The organism is Streptomyces sp. RGM 3693 (assembly GCF_050471125.1).
Classification (GTDB): domain Bacteria; phylum Actinomycetota; class Actinomycetes; order Streptomycetales; family Streptomycetaceae; genus Streptomyces.
In genome coordinates this window covers 182,942-200,053 of record NZ_JBMPPQ010000003.1, presented here as the reverse complement: position 1 = coordinate 200,053, position 17,112 = coordinate 182,942, and the positions used below count along the sequence as shown (strand labels likewise).

At 69.6% G+C, this 17,112-nt stretch carries 16 protein-coding genes and 1 pseudogene; 10 read left to right on the top strand and 7 right to left on the bottom strand.

Features of this window, described 5'->3' with window-relative positions:
• Positions 1-5 precede the first annotated feature (5 nt).
• From ACO0M4_RS29570 to ACO0M4_RS29545, 6 genes are all read left to right on the top strand, one after another.
• Positions 6-665, top strand: coding sequence for an RNA polymerase sigma factor (locus ACO0M4_RS29570; protein WP_430374144.1), 660 nt, complete (start codon positions 6-8; stop codon positions 663-665).
• Complete coding sequence (locus ACO0M4_RS29565; RefSeq protein ID WP_430374143.1) at positions 658-1,407, top strand: hypothetical protein; 750 nt, start codon at positions 658-660, stop codon at positions 1,405-1,407. The genes ACO0M4_RS29570 and ACO0M4_RS29565 overlap by 8 nt, the downstream gene beginning before the upstream one ends.
• A 226-nt stretch (positions 1,408-1,633) precedes the next feature.
• Positions 1,634-2,299 (top strand): class I SAM-dependent methyltransferase, encoded by a 666-nt coding sequence (locus ACO0M4_RS29560; protein WP_430374142.1) that lies wholly within the window; start codon positions 1,634-1,636, stop codon positions 2,297-2,299.
• 770 nt (positions 2,300-3,069) lie between these two features.
• Positions 3,070-3,627: a PadR family transcriptional regulator gene (locus tag ACO0M4_RS29555; protein WP_430374141.1), complete on the top strand. Its 558-nt coding sequence runs from the start codon at positions 3,070-3,072 to the stop codon at positions 3,625-3,627.
• A gap of 121 nt (positions 3,628-3,748) precedes the next feature.
• Positions 3,749-5,473, top strand: a complete 1,725-nt coding sequence (locus ACO0M4_RS29550; protein ID WP_430374140.1) for an acyl-CoA dehydrogenase family protein — start codon at positions 3,749-3,751, stop codon at positions 5,471-5,473.
• A 322-nt stretch (positions 5,474-5,795) separates the two neighbouring features.
• Complete coding sequence (locus ACO0M4_RS29545) at positions 5,796-6,497, top strand: metal-dependent hydrolase (protein ID WP_430374139.1); 702 nt, start codon at positions 5,796-5,798, stop codon at positions 6,495-6,497.
• Positions 6,498-6,750: 253 nt separating this feature from the next.
• On the opposite strand, the gene aac(6') is transcribed toward ACO0M4_RS29545, so the two are convergent.
• Together aac(6') and ACO0M4_RS29535 are read right to left on the bottom strand one after the other, a co-directional pair.
• A complete protein-coding gene (gene aac(6') / locus ACO0M4_RS29540) occupies positions 6,751-7,224 on the bottom strand; it encodes an aminoglycoside 6'-N-acetyltransferase (RefSeq protein WP_430374138.1) in 474 nt (157 codons plus the stop codon).
• A gap of 51 nt (positions 7,225-7,275) precedes the next feature.
• Positions 7,276-8,322: a chitinase gene (locus ACO0M4_RS29535; RefSeq protein WP_430374137.1), complete on the bottom strand. Its 1,047-nt coding sequence runs from the start codon at positions 8,320-8,322 to the stop codon at positions 7,276-7,278.
• 286 nt (positions 8,323-8,608) lie between these two features.
• On the opposite strand from ACO0M4_RS29535, the gene ACO0M4_RS29530 reads away from it, so the two are divergent.
• The gene (locus ACO0M4_RS29530) at positions 8,609-8,821 is read left to right on the top strand and encodes a hypothetical protein (RefSeq protein ID WP_430374136.1); all 213 of its coding nucleotides are present in this window, start codon (positions 8,609-8,611) and stop codon (positions 8,819-8,821) included.
• 6 nt (positions 8,822-8,827) lie between these two features.
• Positions 8,828-9,132 (top strand): annotated as a pseudogene (locus ACO0M4_RS29525) (DIP1984 family protein); the annotation flags it as partial.
• 487 nt (positions 9,133-9,619) lie between these two features.
• Here the strand turns inward: ACO0M4_RS29525 and ACO0M4_RS29520 are convergent.
• Entirely contained in the window at positions 9,620-11,041 is a 1,422-nt protein-coding gene (locus tag ACO0M4_RS29520; protein WP_430374135.1) for a carboxylesterase/lipase family protein, read from the bottom strand.
• 70 nt (positions 11,042-11,111) lie between these two features.
• A complete protein-coding gene (locus ACO0M4_RS29515) occupies positions 11,112-12,014 on the bottom strand; it encodes an MBL fold metallo-hydrolase (protein ID WP_430374134.1) in 903 nt (300 codons plus the stop codon).
• A gap of 174 nt (positions 12,015-12,188) precedes the next feature.
• On the opposite strand from ACO0M4_RS29515, the gene ACO0M4_RS29510 reads away from it, so the two are divergent.
• Positions 12,189-13,034, top strand: coding sequence for a helix-turn-helix domain-containing protein (locus tag ACO0M4_RS29510; protein ID WP_430374133.1), 846 nt, complete (start codon positions 12,189-12,191; stop codon positions 13,032-13,034).
• Positions 13,035-13,321: 287 nt separating this feature from the next.
• Here the strand turns inward: ACO0M4_RS29510 and ACO0M4_RS29505 are convergent, their stop codons facing one another.
• On the bottom strand, positions 13,322-14,056 hold the full coding sequence (locus ACO0M4_RS29505) for a S1 family peptidase (RefSeq protein WP_430374132.1): 735 nt from the start codon (positions 14,054-14,056) through the stop codon (positions 13,322-13,324).
• Between the two features lie 776 nt (positions 14,057-14,832).
• The gene (locus ACO0M4_RS29500) at positions 14,833-16,056 is read right to left on the bottom strand and encodes an RNA-guided endonuclease InsQ/TnpB family protein (RefSeq protein WP_430374131.1); all 1,224 of its coding nucleotides are present in this window, start codon (positions 16,054-16,056) and stop codon (positions 14,833-14,835) included.
• Between the two features lie 24 nt (positions 16,057-16,080).
• Here ACO0M4_RS29500 and tnpA point away from each other — a divergent pair, with 24 nt between their 5' ends.
• Positions 16,081-16,497 carry an IS200/IS605 family transposase gene (gene tnpA / locus ACO0M4_RS29495; RefSeq protein ID WP_430374130.1) on the top strand — a complete coding sequence of 139 codons (417 nt, stop codon included), beginning with the start codon at positions 16,081-16,083 and terminating at the stop codon, positions 16,495-16,497.
• A gap of 29 nt (positions 16,498-16,526) precedes the next feature.
• On the opposite strand, the gene ACO0M4_RS29490 is transcribed toward tnpA, so the two are convergent.
• Positions 16,527-17,027 (bottom strand): hypothetical protein, encoded by a 501-nt coding sequence (locus tag ACO0M4_RS29490; protein ID WP_430374129.1) that lies wholly within the window; start codon positions 17,025-17,027, stop codon positions 16,527-16,529.
• Between the last annotated feature and the right edge of the window lie 85 nt (positions 17,028-17,112).

The window sequence follows — 17,112 nt, the reverse complement described above, 5'->3', positions numbered from 1 at the left end:
AGGGCGTGCAGAGATTGCAGCTCCCGGTCGGACGCATCCCCGACGAGGCGCTGCTGGCCGGCCTCGCCGCGGGTGACCCGGAACTCGCTGTCACTTTCGTACGCCGATTCCAACACACGGTCTTCGGCGTGGCCCTCGCGGTCACCCGTGACCCACAGCTCGCCGAGGACATCGCCCAGCAGACGTTCGAGCGCGCCTGGCGGCACGCGCAGATCTACGACTCCCGCCGCGGATCGGTGACGGCCTGGCTGACGACCATCGCGCACAACCTCGCCATCGACGCCGTCCGCTCGCGTCGACCCGAGCCGGTGGCCCCCCAGGACCTCGACGCACTCCTGGACGCGGTGACCGACACCCCCGAGCGGCAGGCGCTCGCCGACGAGGCGTCCGCCACCCTGCGGGCCGCGGTGGCCCAGCTGCCCGGCGAACAGGGGCGCGCCCTGGTGATGGCGGGCATCTACGGGATGACCGCTCAGCAGGTCGCCGACTGGGAGCACATCCCGGTGGGCACCGCCAAGACGCGGATCCGCACCGCAATGGAAAAACTACGGACCACTTTGACCTCGCCCCGCCCCACCAACTCCCCTCCCACGCCTTTGCGCCCCCCGTCCGCGAACCCCCGGCATCCCCAGCCCACGTCCCCAAAGCGAGGAGGTCATGAATAAGGACCTGACCTGCGAACGGCTGCGCGAGACCGGCGCCGAACTGGCACTGGGCGTCCTCTCGGGCCGGGAGCGGGCTGAGGCGGCCGCCCATCTGGACCGCTGCGCGGACTGCCGGGAATACATCGAACAGCTCGCCCTCGTCGGCGACGGGCTGCTCGGCCTCCTGCCCGGCAGCGAGCCGCCGGCCGGTTTCGAGGCCCGGGTGGCGCGGCGGCTGGCCCAGGCCCAGGCCGCACGCGACGGACGCGAGAGCGCGCGCGGCTTCGGGGTCCGGCACGCCGGGTTCCGCAGAGGTATACGGCTGCGGGTTGCCTCCGCCGTGGCCGTGCTCGCACTCGGCTTCGGCTTCGGCGGCTGGGCCCTGGGCACGGCCATCGAAAGCGTGGAGGCCGGCCCCGCACAAACCGCCCAGGGCGAGGCGAGAGTGCTCTACGCCCACCTGACCGGAGCCGGTACGGGACAGCGGCAATCGGCTGGCGACATCTACGCCCACCCCGGGTCACCAGGCTGGGTATTCATGTCCGTCGACCTCGCCGACGCCGGAAACCCGTACACCGGAACGGTCACCTGCCTACTGGAACGCAGCGACGGCAGCACCGTCCGACTCGGCACCTTCGACCTGCACAACGGAGACGGCTACTGGGGCGCCCCCGCCCCCGTACACCCCGCCACGCTCTCCGGTATCCGCCTGACCTCGGCCGACGGCCACGTACTGGCCACCGCACACTTCACCGCGCGGTGAACACCGCACACCCACCACGGAAGCCGGATCCACCGTCGACAGTCAGTTCGCACCACCCGGTCAGCGAAGAGTGCCGACACGCTTCCTTCACCACATCTCCCCGATCATGCGTCGGTTGTCCTGCCAGGCCAGGGGCACACTGATCCGCATGCCGTTGCCGAGCTGGGCCACCCCCGAGCAAGGCCATGTGCACTACCGAAACGTTCGCGATCGCAGTGGGTGAGTTGTGGCTGAAGTGACGCTGTTCCTCCGGGAGTACGCCAGGGCCCGTCGGGACGTGGGGGCGATCACCCCCAGCAGCGCCCAGCTCAGCAGAGCCCTCACCCGATATCTGGTCCCCAGCCCAGGCCACTCCCGCGCGGTACTTGAGGTAGGGCCAGGCACCGGAGCGGTGACCCGGCACATCGCCGGCTCACTCACCCCGCTCGACACCCTGGATCTGATCGAGGCGAACCCGCGCTTCGCCGCCCTGCTGCGACAGACCTACGCCGGCGACCCCAGGCTCCGGATCCGCACCGGCCTGGTACAGGAACACGACCTCGGCTCCTACGACACGATCGTGTGCGGCCTGCCGTTCGCCAACTTCGACGCCCGGACCACAGAAGAGATCTTCGACCGGCTGCTCGGCGCCCTGCGACCCGGCGGCACCCTGTCCTTCTTCGGCTACGTGGGCGGCGAGACGATACGCCAGACATTCGCCGACGGAGCGGACCGCAAGCGCACCCTCGCCGGCCTGGGCGTACTGCGCCGCATCCTGCGCCGACACACCTTCCGCACCGAGACGGTGCTGGGAAACCTGCCACCGGCCCGGGTCCACCATCTGGTGCCGGTCACCCCACCAGCTCACTCCGAACGACCACAGCCCTGCGACTGCCGCGAGACGTCCTCCTAAAGCCACCCGGCGGGGCGCGCCCTGCGCCCCGCCACTGCGGCGTCGCCCACGCTCAGGGCCGGGCTCAGGTTCAGGGCCAGGCTCAGGCTCTGTCCCGTGTCTGTTTCGGGCCGGTGACTTCACCGTAGCGGTCCGGCCGGCGGCTCGGTTCACGGCTGTGCGCCAGCCGCTCCGCATGGGGCGAGGGGGGCGGCTGGGGGAGCGGCGCCCTTTTAGCGGCGGATGTATCGCCGGCTCGGGAATGCGACGGTCAGGAAACACAGGGCGCCGATCGCCAGGCCGAGGCGGAGGCCCCCGACCTGGTCGCCGCCCGCCAGGACCACTCCGAGGACGGCGACGCCGACGGCAAGTCCCCTCGTCGAGTACCCCCACTGCGCCGCGATGAAGATCGCGATGATGAACTGCGGCCCGAAGGCGCCGAATTGGTAGGCGAAGCCGGCGGCGATCGCCGCGGAGAAGGCACGGTGGCCCCCGGGCGCCGCCCTCGATCAGGGCTGCCACGATCAGGCCCAGGCTGGCGACCGCGGTGAGCTGCCCGAGCAGATCGTAGGAACGCTCCGTGCGGCGTTCGGTCGCCCGGAGCGCCGAGGCCGTCATCCCGGCGGCAGCGCTGCCCGTGGCCGGCACCCCACTGACTCAGTCGAATGCGCAAATCGGTGACGAACCAACGCAAGACCGGCGCAAGAGTCAAGCGAACGAAGCCAGTGAGCCGCGTCTCACCCGGCCGACCCCGCTTGTCTATGCAACGAGTTGCATAGCAGGATCGGGGCATGGCGCTCGAACACGCGATCCTCGTCTCCCTGCTGGAGAAACCGGGCTCCGGCTATGAGCTGTCCCGGCGCTTCGAGCGGTCCATCGGCTACTTCTGGACCGCCACCCACCAGCAGATCTACCGCGTTTTGAAGCGGATGGAGCACGACGGCTGGATCGACGTCCGCGACGTGCCGCAGCAGGGCCGGCCGGACAAGAAGGAGTACTCCGTCGCCGCCCCCGGCCGCGCCGCCCTCTCCCGCTGGCTCCACGAACCGGTCGAACCCGAGAGCGTCCGGCACGACCTCGCCGTCAAGATCCGCGGCGCGGCCTTCGACGACCCGACCGCCCTGATCCGCGAGGTCGAGCGGCACCGCCGGACCCACGCCGACCGGCTCGCCCACTACCTCGCAGGGCAGCGGCGCGACTTCACCGACCCCGAGGCCGACGCCCCGCTCGACGCCGGACAGGAACTCCAGCACGTCGTGCTGCGCGGCGGCATCGCCTACGAGCGGATGACCATCGCCTGGCTCGACGACGTCCTCGCCACCCTGCACCGTCTGCGCCCCCCGCCCTGACCTCCGCCCCGCCCTTTGCTCTGCCCCCGCTCTGACCCGTCCTGACCCCTGCTCCGACCCCCGTGCGGGCGCCACAACCCCCGCACCCCACCCCACATCCCGAGCCCGGAAAGGCACCCCCATGGCGGATTCCCTGCTGTTCAACCCCCGCACCTACGACCCGACGCACTTCGACGCCGAGACCCGCCGACTGCTGCGCGCCACCGTCGACTGGTTCGAGGCACGCGGCAAGCGCAAGCTCATCGAGGACTACCGCTCCCGTACCTGGCTGGCGGAGTTCCTGGAGTTCTCCACGAAGGAAAAGCTGTTCGCGACGTTCCTCACCCCCGCCTCCGCCGCAGACGGGCAGCAGCCGGACAAGCGCTGGGACACCGCCCGGATCGCCGCCCTCAACGAAATCTTCGGCTTCTACGGGCTCGACTACTGGTACGCCTGGCAGGTCACCATCCTCGGCCTCGGCCCGGTCTGGCAGAGCGAGAACGCCACCGCCCGCGCCCGCGCCGCCGAACTCCTCGACCAGGGCGAGGTGTTCGCCTTCGGCCTCTCCGAGAAGGCCCACGGCGCCGACATCTACTCCACCGACATGCTGCTGGAGCCCGACGGCGAGGGCGGCTTCCGGGCCAGCGGCGCCAAGTACTACATCGGCAACGGCAACGCCGCCGGCCTGGTCTCGGTCTTCGGCCGCCGCACCGACATCGAGGGCCCGGACGGCTATGTCTTCTTCGCCGCCGACAGCCGCCACCCGGCCTACCACCTGGTGAAGAACGTCGTCGACTCCTCCAAGTACGTCAGCGAGTTCCGCCTCCAGGACTACCCGGTCGGCCCCGACGACGTCCTGCACACCGGCCGCGCCGCCTTCGACGCCGCCCTCAACACCGTCAACGTCGGCAAGTTCAACCTCTGCACCGCCTCCATCGGCATCTGCGAACACGCCATGTACGAGGCGGTCACCCACGCACAGAACCGCATCCTCTACGGTCGCCCAGTCACCGCCTTCCCGCACGTGCGCCGCGAGCTGACCGACGCCTACGTCCGCCTCGTCGGGATGAAGATGTTCAGCGACCGCGCGGTCGACTACTTCCGCTCCGCCGGCCCCGAGGACCGCCGCTACCTCCTCTTCAACCCCATGACGAAGATGAAGGTGACCACCGAGGGCGAGAAGGTCATCGACCTGATGTGGGACGTGATCGCCGCCAAGGGCTTCGAGAAGGACACCTACTTCGCCCAGGCGGCCACCGAGATCCGGGGCCTGCCGAAGCTGGAGGGCACGGTCCACGTCAACCTCGCCCTGATCCTGAAGTTCATGGGCAACCACCTGCTGAACCCGGCCGAGTACGCACCCGTGCCCACCCGCCTCGACGCAGCCGACGACGCCTTCCTCTTCCAGCAGGGACCCGCCCGCGGCCTGGGCGCCATCCGCTTCCACGACTGGCGCACCGCCTACGACCGCTACGCCGAGCTGCCCAACGTCGCACGCCTGCGTGAACAGGCCGACGCGCTCTGCGAGTTCATCACCACCGCCGCCCCCGACGAGGAGCAGAGCCGCGACCTTGACCTCCTCCTCGCCGTCGGCCAGCTCTTCGCGCTGGTCGTGCACGGCCAGCTGATCCTGGAGCAGGCGCACCTGACCGGCCTGGAATCCGACGTCCTGGACGAGCTGTTCGCCGTCCTCGTCCGCGACTTCTCCGCGCACGCCGTCGAACTGCACGGCAAGGACTCCGCCACCGAGGTCCAGCAGCGCTGGGCGCTGGGCGCGGTCCGCCGTCCGGTCACCGACGAGGCCCGCTCCGCCCGTGTCTGGCAGCGCGTCGAGGCGCTGGCCGGGGCCTACGAGATGGCGCCGTAAAACCCCCGCCCGAGGCACTCACCACCGCCAAGGGACACGGCCTCAGGCACTGCTGCCTGAGGCCGTTTCGGGTTTTGTCGTGCGGTTTCGGCGAGGTGGGCGGTGGGGCCGCCGTTGGTGGTTCGCGATGCCTCCGCTAGAGCGTTCACTCTCGGCCCATTGCCAACGGCATCGTCTTCCCCTTCGTCTTCCCCTTCGAGCGGGACGTTCCGTTGCGCCGGGCGCCGTCCGCAGCCCACCCGGGGCGATCACGCTGATAGCGTCTCCGCCGTTGTTGAGTGCGCGTCACATACACGCACCGAACGGGGAGGACGAACGCACCATGATGGGCCATTCACACGCGATGAGCGGTGCCCTGCTCTTTGCAGGCACCACACCTTTTCTGCCTCCGCTGGTGATGCACACTCACCTCGCACCGCAGGAAATCCTGATGGGCACGGTGCTGTGCGCCGGCGCCGCACTGCTGCCGGACCTGGACCACCACGACGGCACCATCGCCAACTTCCTCGGCCCGGTCTCCAAGGTCCTGTGCCGCTTCGTGGCCTGGATCTCGGGCGGCCACCGCCACGCCACCCACTCGCTGTTCTTCGTGGCCCTGATGACCGCGGGCACCTGGGCCGGTGTGACGTACCTGGGCCGGCCCTTCACCCTCGGTCTGACCTTCTTCCTCCTGGCCCTCGCGGTTCGCGCGCTCAACCTCTGCCCGCCCGGCCACGGATTCTCCGCCTGGAGCACGATCGTCGCCATGGCCGGGATCGGCACCGCAGTGATCGCCAAGTTCATCCCCTCGGCCCCCGTCTGGCTGCCGTACGCCGTCGGCCTGGGCTGCCTGGCCCATCTGCTGGGCGACTCCATCACCAAACAGGGCGCCCCGTGGCTCTGGCCCCTGAAGAACCGCTACGAGATCGTCATCATCAAGCACAGCGGCAACAAGCTGGAGACGGAGATACTCACCCCGATCATGGGCGTCGCCACCGTCGTCCTGCTGTGGTTCACGGCGCTGTCGCCGCACCCCGTCAGCTGAAGCCGTTCGCGTAACCGGACGGCCCGAACTGCCCCGGCACCATCGCGGTCCGGGCACCCGCGCGACCCGGGCGGTCAGGCCCAGCCCGAACCGGGCCAGCTCCTCGACCACAACCGCCGCGACATACGCGGGAGATGCCGGTGAAGGCAGGATGGCAAAGGGCCGCACGGGCCCACTTCGTCGTCACACCCGAAGAACCCGTGCGGCCCGCAACACGCCAGGCCCGAGGCGTTGGCGTTGGCCAGCCGCCCGATCACGTCAGCTCCTCGGCGAGCAAGTCCATCAGCAGTGCGTCCTGCCAGCGTCCCGTCTGGTGGTCGCGCCCGTACGCTCGCATGATCCCCACGGGCTTGAACCCGACCTTGCGGTAACTGCGAATCGCTGCGGTGTTGGCTGCGGCGGGATCGATCGTCAGCCGGTGATGACCGCGTTCCCGCACCAGCCACCTGGCCAACGTGCGCACCGCGTCGGCACCCAGCCCTTTCCCGTGATGCCGTGCCGTCAGGAAGATGTCGATGCCGGCACGGCGGAACTCGGGGTCGGTCTCTTCCTCGAACTGGACCGCTCCGATGACCTCACCCTCGAAGACAACGGCGAGCATGCCCTCATAGTCTTCTGGAGGCGACCACCACGCCGCGACTTCCGGCTCTCTGACGATCCTGCCGAGAACCTCACCCTCGCCGCCTCCCACTGGCCGCAGTACGACATCTTCCCCGCGCAGTTCCATGCCCCCATTAGACCCGCCGACCACAACGGGCGTCGTCCGTTGAGCAGTGCGTCAGCCGTTGAGCAGTGCGTCGGTGAAGGCGAACGGCGACTGGGAGACGCCGCTGCACACCGGCGAGGCCGCCGCCGGCTTCATGGTCTGCGCGGCGTCCGGGCCGCTCTTGGCCGACGCCTTCGCAGCCGAGGTACATGCCTGGTCACGGCTGACGGACCAGAAGGACATCCGCCCCACCCCGTTGCTCGCCGCCCAGCTCGCCACCGAGGCGGCGTCGGCCAGGCTGAAGGTGGAACCGTCGTCGTTCACACCGATCATCGGGGTGATGCCGAGGTTGGCGTAGGTGTAGCCGGAGTCCACGGACTGCATCTGCGCCAGGGTGGCCTTGCCTGCGCTGATCGCGGCCGCGCCCATGTCGGTGCCGGTGCCCTGCCCGTAGTCCATCGTCATGACGTTGACGTTGTCCAGCCTCACGCCGGCCGCCTTGGCGGCCTTCAGCACGTTGATGCCGTCGGCGGTCAGGCCGGTGGGCAACACCGGCAGCGTCACCGAGGTGGTCAGCCTGGAGTTGTTCGCCTTCAGGTCCTTGATCGCGGTCATCTGCCGGGCCACGCCCGCGGTGTCCGCGACGGCCGCGCCTTCGATGTCGAAGTCCAGGGAGTTGGCGCCGTAGGCGGTGATCTCCTTCTGGTAGCCAGCGTCGATCTGGCCCTGGTCGGTGCAGGTGAAGGCCAGCGGCTCACCGCTTGCTCCGCCGGAGGAGACGATCACGCTGGCGCCTTCGGCCTTGGCCTTGGCGATCTCCGGATCGGTGTACGGGTCGTTGCCGACCGGGAGCGTGTCGCCCCAGATGTTGTTGCAACCGGCGCCGATGGTGAAAGCGGCGGTGTAGGTCTTCACGCCATGACCGGTGATGGCTGTGTCGAGCCGACCTTCGGCGGAGTTGCTCATGTCCACGTACGGGGCGAACTGCGCCGCGTCCAAGGGGGCGGCCGGGGGGATCGCCTGCGGGTGCGTGGTGCCCGCGCTGGCGGCGGTGATTCCGAGGGCGGACAAGGCTCCGGCGGCTGCCGCGGCCAGAGCTGTACGGGTCGACATCCTCATCGGGCGTCCGGTCCTTCCGTGGGGGAGGAAGAAAGAAAAGTGTGACCGTTCACCGACACAAGCTGGACTAGACCAAGGCTGCCGTCAAGAGTCCCGCAGACCGCAACTACCCCACCTTTGCCACTACTTGGGACGGTCCTGGAGCCCGGGTTGCCGTCCCCTGCCTCGCCGTTCCCCGCCTCGCTGTTCGCCGCCCCGTCGTTCGTTCGGCGCCGATTCGCCCGGCCCGTCGATCTCCTGGCCCGTACGACACGACGTGCCCGCGCTCGGCGTCACCTTTCTTCAGGTGCCAAATCAACGCCTATTGGTTGCCGAGGAACGCACTCCCAGCAAGCGTTCCCTCAACGTCCGCGGCCTGATCTGGGATCGAGCCGTCGACGCCTGGATCGCGCACGACGCCCGCGAACTCGAAGCGATCTGGGACGAGACCATCCAAGGCGGCCTGGGCGCCGACTGGGACGCCTACACCTACGTCTCCTCCGTCGGCTGGGCCGCCTGACCCGTCGTGTGGGATCTCATTGCGGAAGCGACGCGTCGTGTGGAGCAGCTGCGAGCACGCGCCGTCAGCAGCGCGCGGTACCAGGAGGGCGAGACACCCGCCGAGGACGCAGCCCAGCTGTTGGCCGAGCCGGTGAGGTGCTGGACACCCTCGAAGCGCTGATCCGGCGGATCAACCGGACCAACGCCACGGTGGAGATGGGCCCGGACGGCACGCTCACCGACGCACTCGCGCGCAGGGATGTCCTGCGGTTGCCTCACTCGGTGGTCACCGCGGCGGCAGACGCTGCGGCCGGTACCGGCGATCGCGGATGTGCACACACCGAGGGCCGGCGGTCTTCCGGCCCACTCCTGGCGCGTGAAGAGCAACGCGGGGGTTCGACTCCCCATCAACAGCGCAGCTCAGCACCGCGTACAGGTAAAGGTGCACATCGCACAGCACATCACCACGTGCAGATCCGAGGCGGCGAGGGCGGGTTCGGGGTTTTTCACGTCGCAGCACCATGGGGACTGCTGGCGTTGTCCGGCGGACACGGTTGGCGATTTCGACGGCAGCGCTTCCGGCTCCACCGCGAACGAGACTTTTCGTGAAAGCCGGGTCGTTTGCGAATCCTGGCCACCGACGTTCTTCGACGATCTGGCACCCGTGGTGGCGCGGACGGGCCGAGCAGGCCGCGGGGACCGTGCAGACGACGTGAGACAGCGGACGGACTTGCAGGTCACGCGACCGACGTCCGACACGAGCCGCGACCACGGCTCTCCCGATCTCGCGGACGCAGGGAAACGACTCCTTCACCGGTCACTCGTCCCCGGTGAAGCGGTGGGTTTCGGACGGGGGCCAGCCGGGGTCGCCGGTGTGGGCGAAGGAGACCCAGGCGCCGTGCATGCGGGCGGCGAGGCGGGCCGATGGCGCGCACGGGCCGAGCAGGCCGCGGGGACCGTGCAAGGCCGGCAGGCCCAACTGGTCGAAGACAAAGGGGAGTTCCGTAGTGTGGGCCGCGCCGAGCCGGCCGTCCAGGGCGGGCGAGCGCCAGTCGAACACGTAGGTGTGGGTGGGGGCGGCGCGGTGGGCCGCGTGGGCCTGGGCAAGGCAGCGGCTGCCGGTGCCGAACAGCGCGTCGCCCAGGAGGGCCGAGCGGAGGCGGCCCGCGCCCGCCCGCGGGTGCCTGGCGCGGTACGCCGCCACGAGCGCGGCCGGGTCGGGGTGGATCCGGGCGGCGAGGGCGTGCGCGTCCTGGGCCGTCGAGGTGGTCAGTTCGCCCTGCGGCGCGAGGTAGAGGTTGCCCTCCTCGGTGGTGGTGCCGATGAGGAGGGCCACGCGGGCGCCGGCGCCCGCGGCCACCGCCTGGGCCGGCTGGCGGTCCAACACCAGGCTGTACGGGCTGAGTCCGAGCAGCGGATCGGACCGGGTGGCGGTCCGCAGATCCATACCGGTGAGGCCGGGCAAGAGAGCGAGGAGCCGTTCATCGGGGACCGCGGCGAACTCCGCGACGGTCGGTGCGATGCCGAGGGCGGCGGCCGCCGCGTGGGTCACGCGCGCCGCCTGCTCGCGGGAGAACGCGCCCAGGCCGCTGCCGCTCTGGACGATCGCGCGGCGGAAGAGGCCCGCCGTGTCCGGTGCGGCCAGGACGCCGCCAGTGAGCGTCGCGCCCGCCGACTGACCGAACAGGGTGACGTTGCCGGGGTCGCCACCGAACGCCTCGATGTTGCGCCGGACCCAGCGCAGGGCGGCCACCACGTCGAGCAGTCCGCGGTTGGGCGGGGCGCCGGGCAGGTCAAGGAAACCGGCGGCGCCCAGGCGGTAGTTGACCGTCACCAACACCACGCCGTCGCGGGCGAAGGCGGTGCCGTCGTAGAGCGCGGCGCGGGTGGAGCCGGCCAGGAACCCGCCGCCGTGCACGAAGACCATCACCGGGTTGCGGCGGGCACGGGGCGGAGCCCAGACGTTGAGCGTCAGGTAGTCGGCGCCGGGGATCCAACCGGGACCGAAGTACGGTGCCATGTCCAGGGCGCCGAAGCCGTCCCTGCGGGGCTGGGGCGCGGTCGGTCCGGGCTGGGTCGCGTCCCGGACGTCGCGCCAGGGCGGATGGGGCGCGGGCGCGGCGAAGCGGGCGGCGCCGGCCGGGGGCGCGGCGTAGGGGATGCAGAAGAAGACGTGGGCGGAGGCACCGGCGAGGCCGCGGACGGGGCCTTCGGCGGTGGGGACGAGCGGGTGGGGCATCAGTTCTCCTCATCGTGCGCCGCCGCGGGTGCGTGTTCGGGCGCCCGCGGCGGCGGGTGGGGGCCGTAGCTCAGACGCGGGGGAACGGGGCCCAGTTCTTCAGGGCGAAGCGGTCGCCCTCGCGAACGACCTCGGCGCCGCCGTGGCCGCCGAAGTGCGCGGGCAGCACCAGCGCGTTGGTGTCGACGGCCCGGCCGAGCAGGCGCCGCCGGGTGGCCCTGGCCTGGTCCGGGTCCTCGCAGAAGCAGCTGTTGGTATCGGGCTCGACGAGCTGTAGGGGAGTGTGCAGCAGGTCGCCCACGAACAGGGCCCGGTCGGTGCCGGATTCCACGGCGAGGACCGCGGAGCCCGGGGTGTGACCGGGCGCCGGCTCCAGCCTCAGGTGGGCGTCGATGCGGTAACCGTCCTCCCACAACACCGCACGACCGGCCCGGTGCACAGGGGCGACGCTGTCCTCGAAGACGTTCTGGTTGCCGCGGCCCAGTCTGGGGCGGTGGCCACCTGCGGGGTTCCAGAAGTCGAAGTCGGGCCGGGGCATGAGGTAGGTGGCGTTGGGGAACGTCGGGACCCACTCGCGCCCGTCGAGGCGGGTGTTCCAGCCGACGTGGTCCACATGCAGATGGGTGTTGATCACCACGTCGACATCTTCCGGCCGGACCCCGGCCCGGGCGAGGTTGGCCAGGAAGTCGGTGTTCAGGTGGCTCCACACCGGGGAGTAGGGCCGCTCCTTGTGGTTGCCGACGCCGGTGTCGACGAGGATCGTACGGCCCTGGCTGCGCAGCACCCAGGTCTGCACGGCCGAGCGGCAGATGTTGGTCTGCGGATCGAGGAAGTCGGGCGCCAGCCAAGGGGCATGGCGCTGCCAGGCCCCTTCGGGGCTTTCGGGGAAGAAGGTCTGCGGTGCCATTCCGACCGGACCGACGTACTCCATAACGCGGGTGACGGTGACATCACCCAGGACGAGGTCGTGCATCTGCGCTCCAGGTGCTCGCTGGTGGTGCGGTCAGCGTGCAGTTCCCGGCCGGGGGGAGCCAGCCCCGGCGGTGCCTATCCCGGCGGTGCCTGTCCCCGCCTGTGCCTATCCCTGCCCGTGCCTATCCCGGGCAGGGACAGGCAGACCGGCCGACGGTGGGCGGATACTGGCCGCATGGGTGTCACCGGCCAACTGGGGGAGTTCCTGCGGGCGCGGCGTTCGCGTCTGCGTCCCGAGGATGTCGGCCTGCCCGCGTTTCCCGAACGCCGGCGGGTGAGCGGACTACGGCGGGAGGAGCTCGCGCACCTGGCCGGGGTGAGCCCGTCGTACTACACGCGCCTGGAACAGGGGCACGCGGTCAACGCCTCGGAGGCAGTGCTCAACGCCCTCGCAGGGGCGCTGCATCTCGATCCGCATGAGCGGGCCCATCTACGGGAGCTGGCCGGCCGCCGCCCCCGGACGTCGTGCCGGCCAGCGCCGGAACGGCTCCACTCGATGACCCGGGAGCTGATCGGCTCCCTGCCGGACGTACCGGCGCTGGTCCTCGGCCGGCGGGCCGACGTTCTGGCGTGGAACGGGCCGGCGCACGCGCTGCTGGCCGGGCACACCGACCGCACCGCGCCGGAACGGGCCGCGGACCGGCCGAATCTGACCCGGATGCTCTTTCTCGACCCCCACACCCGCGACCTGTACGCCGACTGGCCGCGCAAGGCACGCGCCGTGGTGGGCAATCTGCGACTGGTCGCCGGACGGCACCCCGAGGACGCGCTACTGGCCGCGTTGATCGGCGAACTGTCCATGAACAGCCCCGAGTTCGCGACGCTGTGGGGCGACCACCGGGTGCGGCCGTGCGAGGGCGAGGAGTACGAGCTACGCCATCCCCTGGTGGGCCCGGTCGCCGTCACCCAGCACTCGCTGGTACCGCCCCACTCGCCGCAGCAGTCCGTGGTCCTCATCACCGCCGCGGCGGGGGACGACGGTTCGCGGCACGCACTGGAACGGCTCACCCGGTCCGGCTGAACGTCCGACGCAGGCAGCCACGGCCCGGGTGCGCTGCGCGGTGCGGCGGACGGAGTCGACCGGCCCGCGGTGCGCAGCGCGTGCCTGCATGCGTCCTGCGTGCGCGCCGCCGCTCGCCTCGCCGCTTACCCATCTCGTCGAGACCGCGGCGTTCTACGCATGGCTCGCTCATCCCGATCAACAAGGTAGGGACGCCTGAGGGGGAGGGCGTTGAGCGTGGATGCCCTACGCGGGCGTCGGCGGCGTATGCTCCCGCCCGCGCTCTACGTTCCCGCCCGCGCTCTGTGCTACCGCCGGGTTACTGAGTGGATCCAGGCGAGTTGCTGGGAGATCTCACCGGCCTCGGCGATCTCCTGCCGGTCGGAGCCGTCAAAGACGCCAAGGAGCGTTTCGGTGCCGCGTGGGGCGATGCTCATCACCGGACCTCCGGAGTCACCGCCGGCGGGAATCCCGGACACCTTTTCCATACAGAAGTCCGAGCTGCCCGGCGCGGTGTAGCCGTCACAACGGGGATCATCCGGACGTACGATCCGCAGGTCCGACTGCTTGAGCACGGAGGACTGGCAGGTGTTTTCGTCCCCGGTGCAGGTGGCGCCCCACCCGTACTGGCGCACGACCTGGCCGGGGTGGACACCGGCCGTGGCCAAGCGTGCCGTGCGGACTTTCATCGGCGGGACCTTGATGAGCATCATGTCGGCGTGCGCGCTTCCCACGCGTCCGCCGGGCACCGGGCGGACCGTGGTGCCCTTGCGCATGTCGAGGCTGCCGACCCGGAACGAGATCCGCTTGTCGGCTACCGGCTGCCCCTGCTCGAAGAAGCAGTGCGAGGCGCTGATGATCCACTGAGGTGTGACCGCCGTCCCGGTGCAGGCTGGTTTGCCGTCGACGAGCATGCGCACCGCCCACGGCCCGTAGGTACTCTTCGACCCGCCGATGACGGCGGAGGCCGGCGCGGACGACATCACCGAGCCCGTCACCAACAGCAAGGCGCTCAGCAGCAGCACACGAACTCGACGCACCATCCGAAACAGCTCCTCACTCGTCGGGGCACGTACTGGTGGAGATGCCCCGCTGGGCCGAAAAGTTCCGAATAATCTGAATGAAACGTCCCAGCGGGCAAGAACGGCGCGACGGGGCCCTCGCCAACCAACTCATTCACCACAGGTCAGCGCACAACAGACGACCAACTTCCCTGTCCTCGGCTTGGCTTGGCTTGGCTTGGTTTGGCTTGGCGAAGCGCATCGCGGTGCGGTGCGGGTGTTGGTGGGGTGTCAGCAAAGTCGACGGAGACCAAGTGCCGCTGGACTTCGGCGCCTACGGCATCCCGCAGACGGCTCCGGCTGATAGTGGTGCCGGGGAGGCCCCGGTAGTTGGCGCCCCAGCCGAAGTGCTCCTGCGGACACCCCGATACACCTCTCGCGGGACCATGTCGCGCCCGCCCTCGGTGAACGGGTAGAAGGTCTCGCGGCTCCCGTTGTGCACGTAGAACCCCAGCAGATAGCTGTCGGACCGGCGGGAGACCCCTCTGACCATGCCGCCCAGGAAGAACTCGCGCGCGGCGAACCGCCCGAGGTTGATCGACTGGAAGGCGGCGGCACCGAATCCACCACCGCCGCACTGGCCAAACGCCGCCGCACCGGGCCGCGTTCAGACCGTTCGGCCCGTTCGGCTCCTCGCGTCATCTCTTCTGGGCCTCCCGCGTCAGGCCCAGAAGTCGAACTCGGCCCTTGGTGCCCCGGCCCCCGTCGCTCCAGTAGAGGGCCCTGTATTCCGTACCCTTCTTGAAGCCCTCCACGCCCTAAAGGACGTGGATTCCAGCCTGGGTCGTCTGACCCTTCTGGGGGGTTCCTGCTTCACCGCGCTGTGCGGGCACGGATGCCCGTCTTACCGGCGCTCCACAGGCGTTTAGTCTGTCGGCCCTTCCGGCCGCCAGGATGTTGCGAGCTGCGTTGACGTCGCGGTCGTGGACGGTCCCGCACTCCTGGCACGTCCATTCGCGGACGTGGAGGGGCTTGGGGCCGTCCTTGATGCCGCAGGCAGAGCAGACCTGAGAGGTCGGCTCGAAGCGCCCGATCTTGCCGAAGTACCGGCCGTGCTTGGCGGCCTTGTATTCCAGCATCGCGACGAACGTGGACCATCCGGCGTCGTGCACGCTCTTGGCGAGGCGGGTGCGTCCGAGGCCGGACACCGTAAGGTCTTCCACGTACACCGCTTGGTTGTCGCGAATGATCTTCGTGGATTCCTTGTGGTGCCAGTCTCGGCGCCGGTCCGCCACTTTGGCGTGCTGCCGGGCGACGAGCTTGCGAGCCTTCGCCCGGTTGTTGCTGCCCTTGGCCTTGAGGCTCAAGTCCTTCTGCAACCGCTTGAGCTTGCGTTCGGCACGTCGTAGGAACTTCGGGGCGTCGATCTTCTTTCCGTCGGCCAGGACCGCGAAGTGCGACAGGCCCAGGTCGATACCAGTTTCGGTCTCCAGCTCGGGGAGGAACTCGGGGTCGGTGTCGATGACGAACGACGCCCAGTACCGGTCGGCGGCGTCCTTGGTGACGGTGACCGAGGTCGAGACGGCGGGAAGTGGTCGGGACCAGCGGACCTCAAGGTCTCCGACTTTCGCCACGTACAGCGTGCCGTTGTCGCGAAGGGTGAAGCCGTTCGCGGTGAGCCGGATCGACTGCCGGTTGTCCTTGCGGGACTGAAAACGCGGGGGCGCGACCTTCGGCCCCTTGCGCTTGCCGGTGACGGAGGAGAAGAAGTTCCGGTACGCGGTGTGCAGGTCCCGCAGGGACTGCACGAGCACGACGGAGGACACCTCACCCAACCAAGCGCGTTCCTCGGTGCGCTTGGCGGCGGTGATGACCTGCTTTTGCAGGTCAGTGTCCTTGAGGTACGGCTCCCCGGCCGCGTGGGCTTCCTGACGCGCCCGAAGGCCGTCGTTGAAGACCACGCGGGCGCACCCGAATGCCTGGGCCAGCGCACGGCGCTGCGGGGCATCCGGATAGACCCGGTAGTTGTATCGGAGCCGCACGATCGCGATCGTATCATTTGGTCTATGAGTACAGACACTGAGTACAGGCGCGGCAGACATGTGGTTTCCGCGATGCACGTGCATTTGGTCTTTGTGACGAAGTACCGGCACGGGGCCCTGGACGACGAGATGCTGACGCGCTGCGAGGAGACCATGCGGAAGGTGTGCGAGGACTTCGAGGCGGAGCTGAAGGAGTTCAACGGCGAGCACGATCACGTACACCTGCTCGTGCACTACCCGCCGAAGGTGGCCGTGTCCTCCCTGGTGAACAGCCTCAAAGGCGTCTCCTCCCGCTACCTGCGAAAGGAGTTCACCGACCGCGTGAACCGGGCCATCATGCACGGGCACTTCTGGTCGCCGTCCTACTTCGCGGCCTCGTGCGGCGGGGCACCGTTGGCGATCATCCGGCAGTACATCGAGCAGCAAAAACGTCCGCTCTAACCTACGGCTTAGAGCAGTCCTGAGATGCGCTAACCCCGCCCTGAAGGACGGGGCTTGCACGCAAGACCACTGGTCAGGTTCGCGCCGATCAGGGTCGAGCCGAACGCGCCGCAGTGGGCGTTGCCACAGGTCCAGTCCCATGTGACGCGCTTGCCTTTGCCGTCCACGATCTCGATCCAGTCCCAGCCGTCGTACGGATCCCGCCCCGAGGGCGCCACCCACGTGACGTTGACCCCCTTGACGTGGGACTGGGACCACCAGCCCCTGAACTGCCCCGGCGACACCTCACTGATCATGTAGTCGGTGTTGAGCTTCCCCGGCTCCGTCCCGGGATTCCCGGGACCGTCGTTCTGGTGCGTCGGCGGCTGCCAGTGCTCACGCGCCGAGTCGGTCGCCGGAGCCGCCTGCACAGCAGCCTTCGTCGACTCCTCGGGGCCCTGCGACGCCGCGGAAGCCGTCCCCAGCGTCACTACGGACACACTCGCCAGCACCCCGGCCATGACCGCGGCCCGCCACCGGGGCGTGTTCACCGGGCGCATAAGGAAGAAAACTTGCCCTTGCCTCGCGTGCGGAACAACATGCGCACTCCACTCAGCCGTTGATCGGTGATTGATG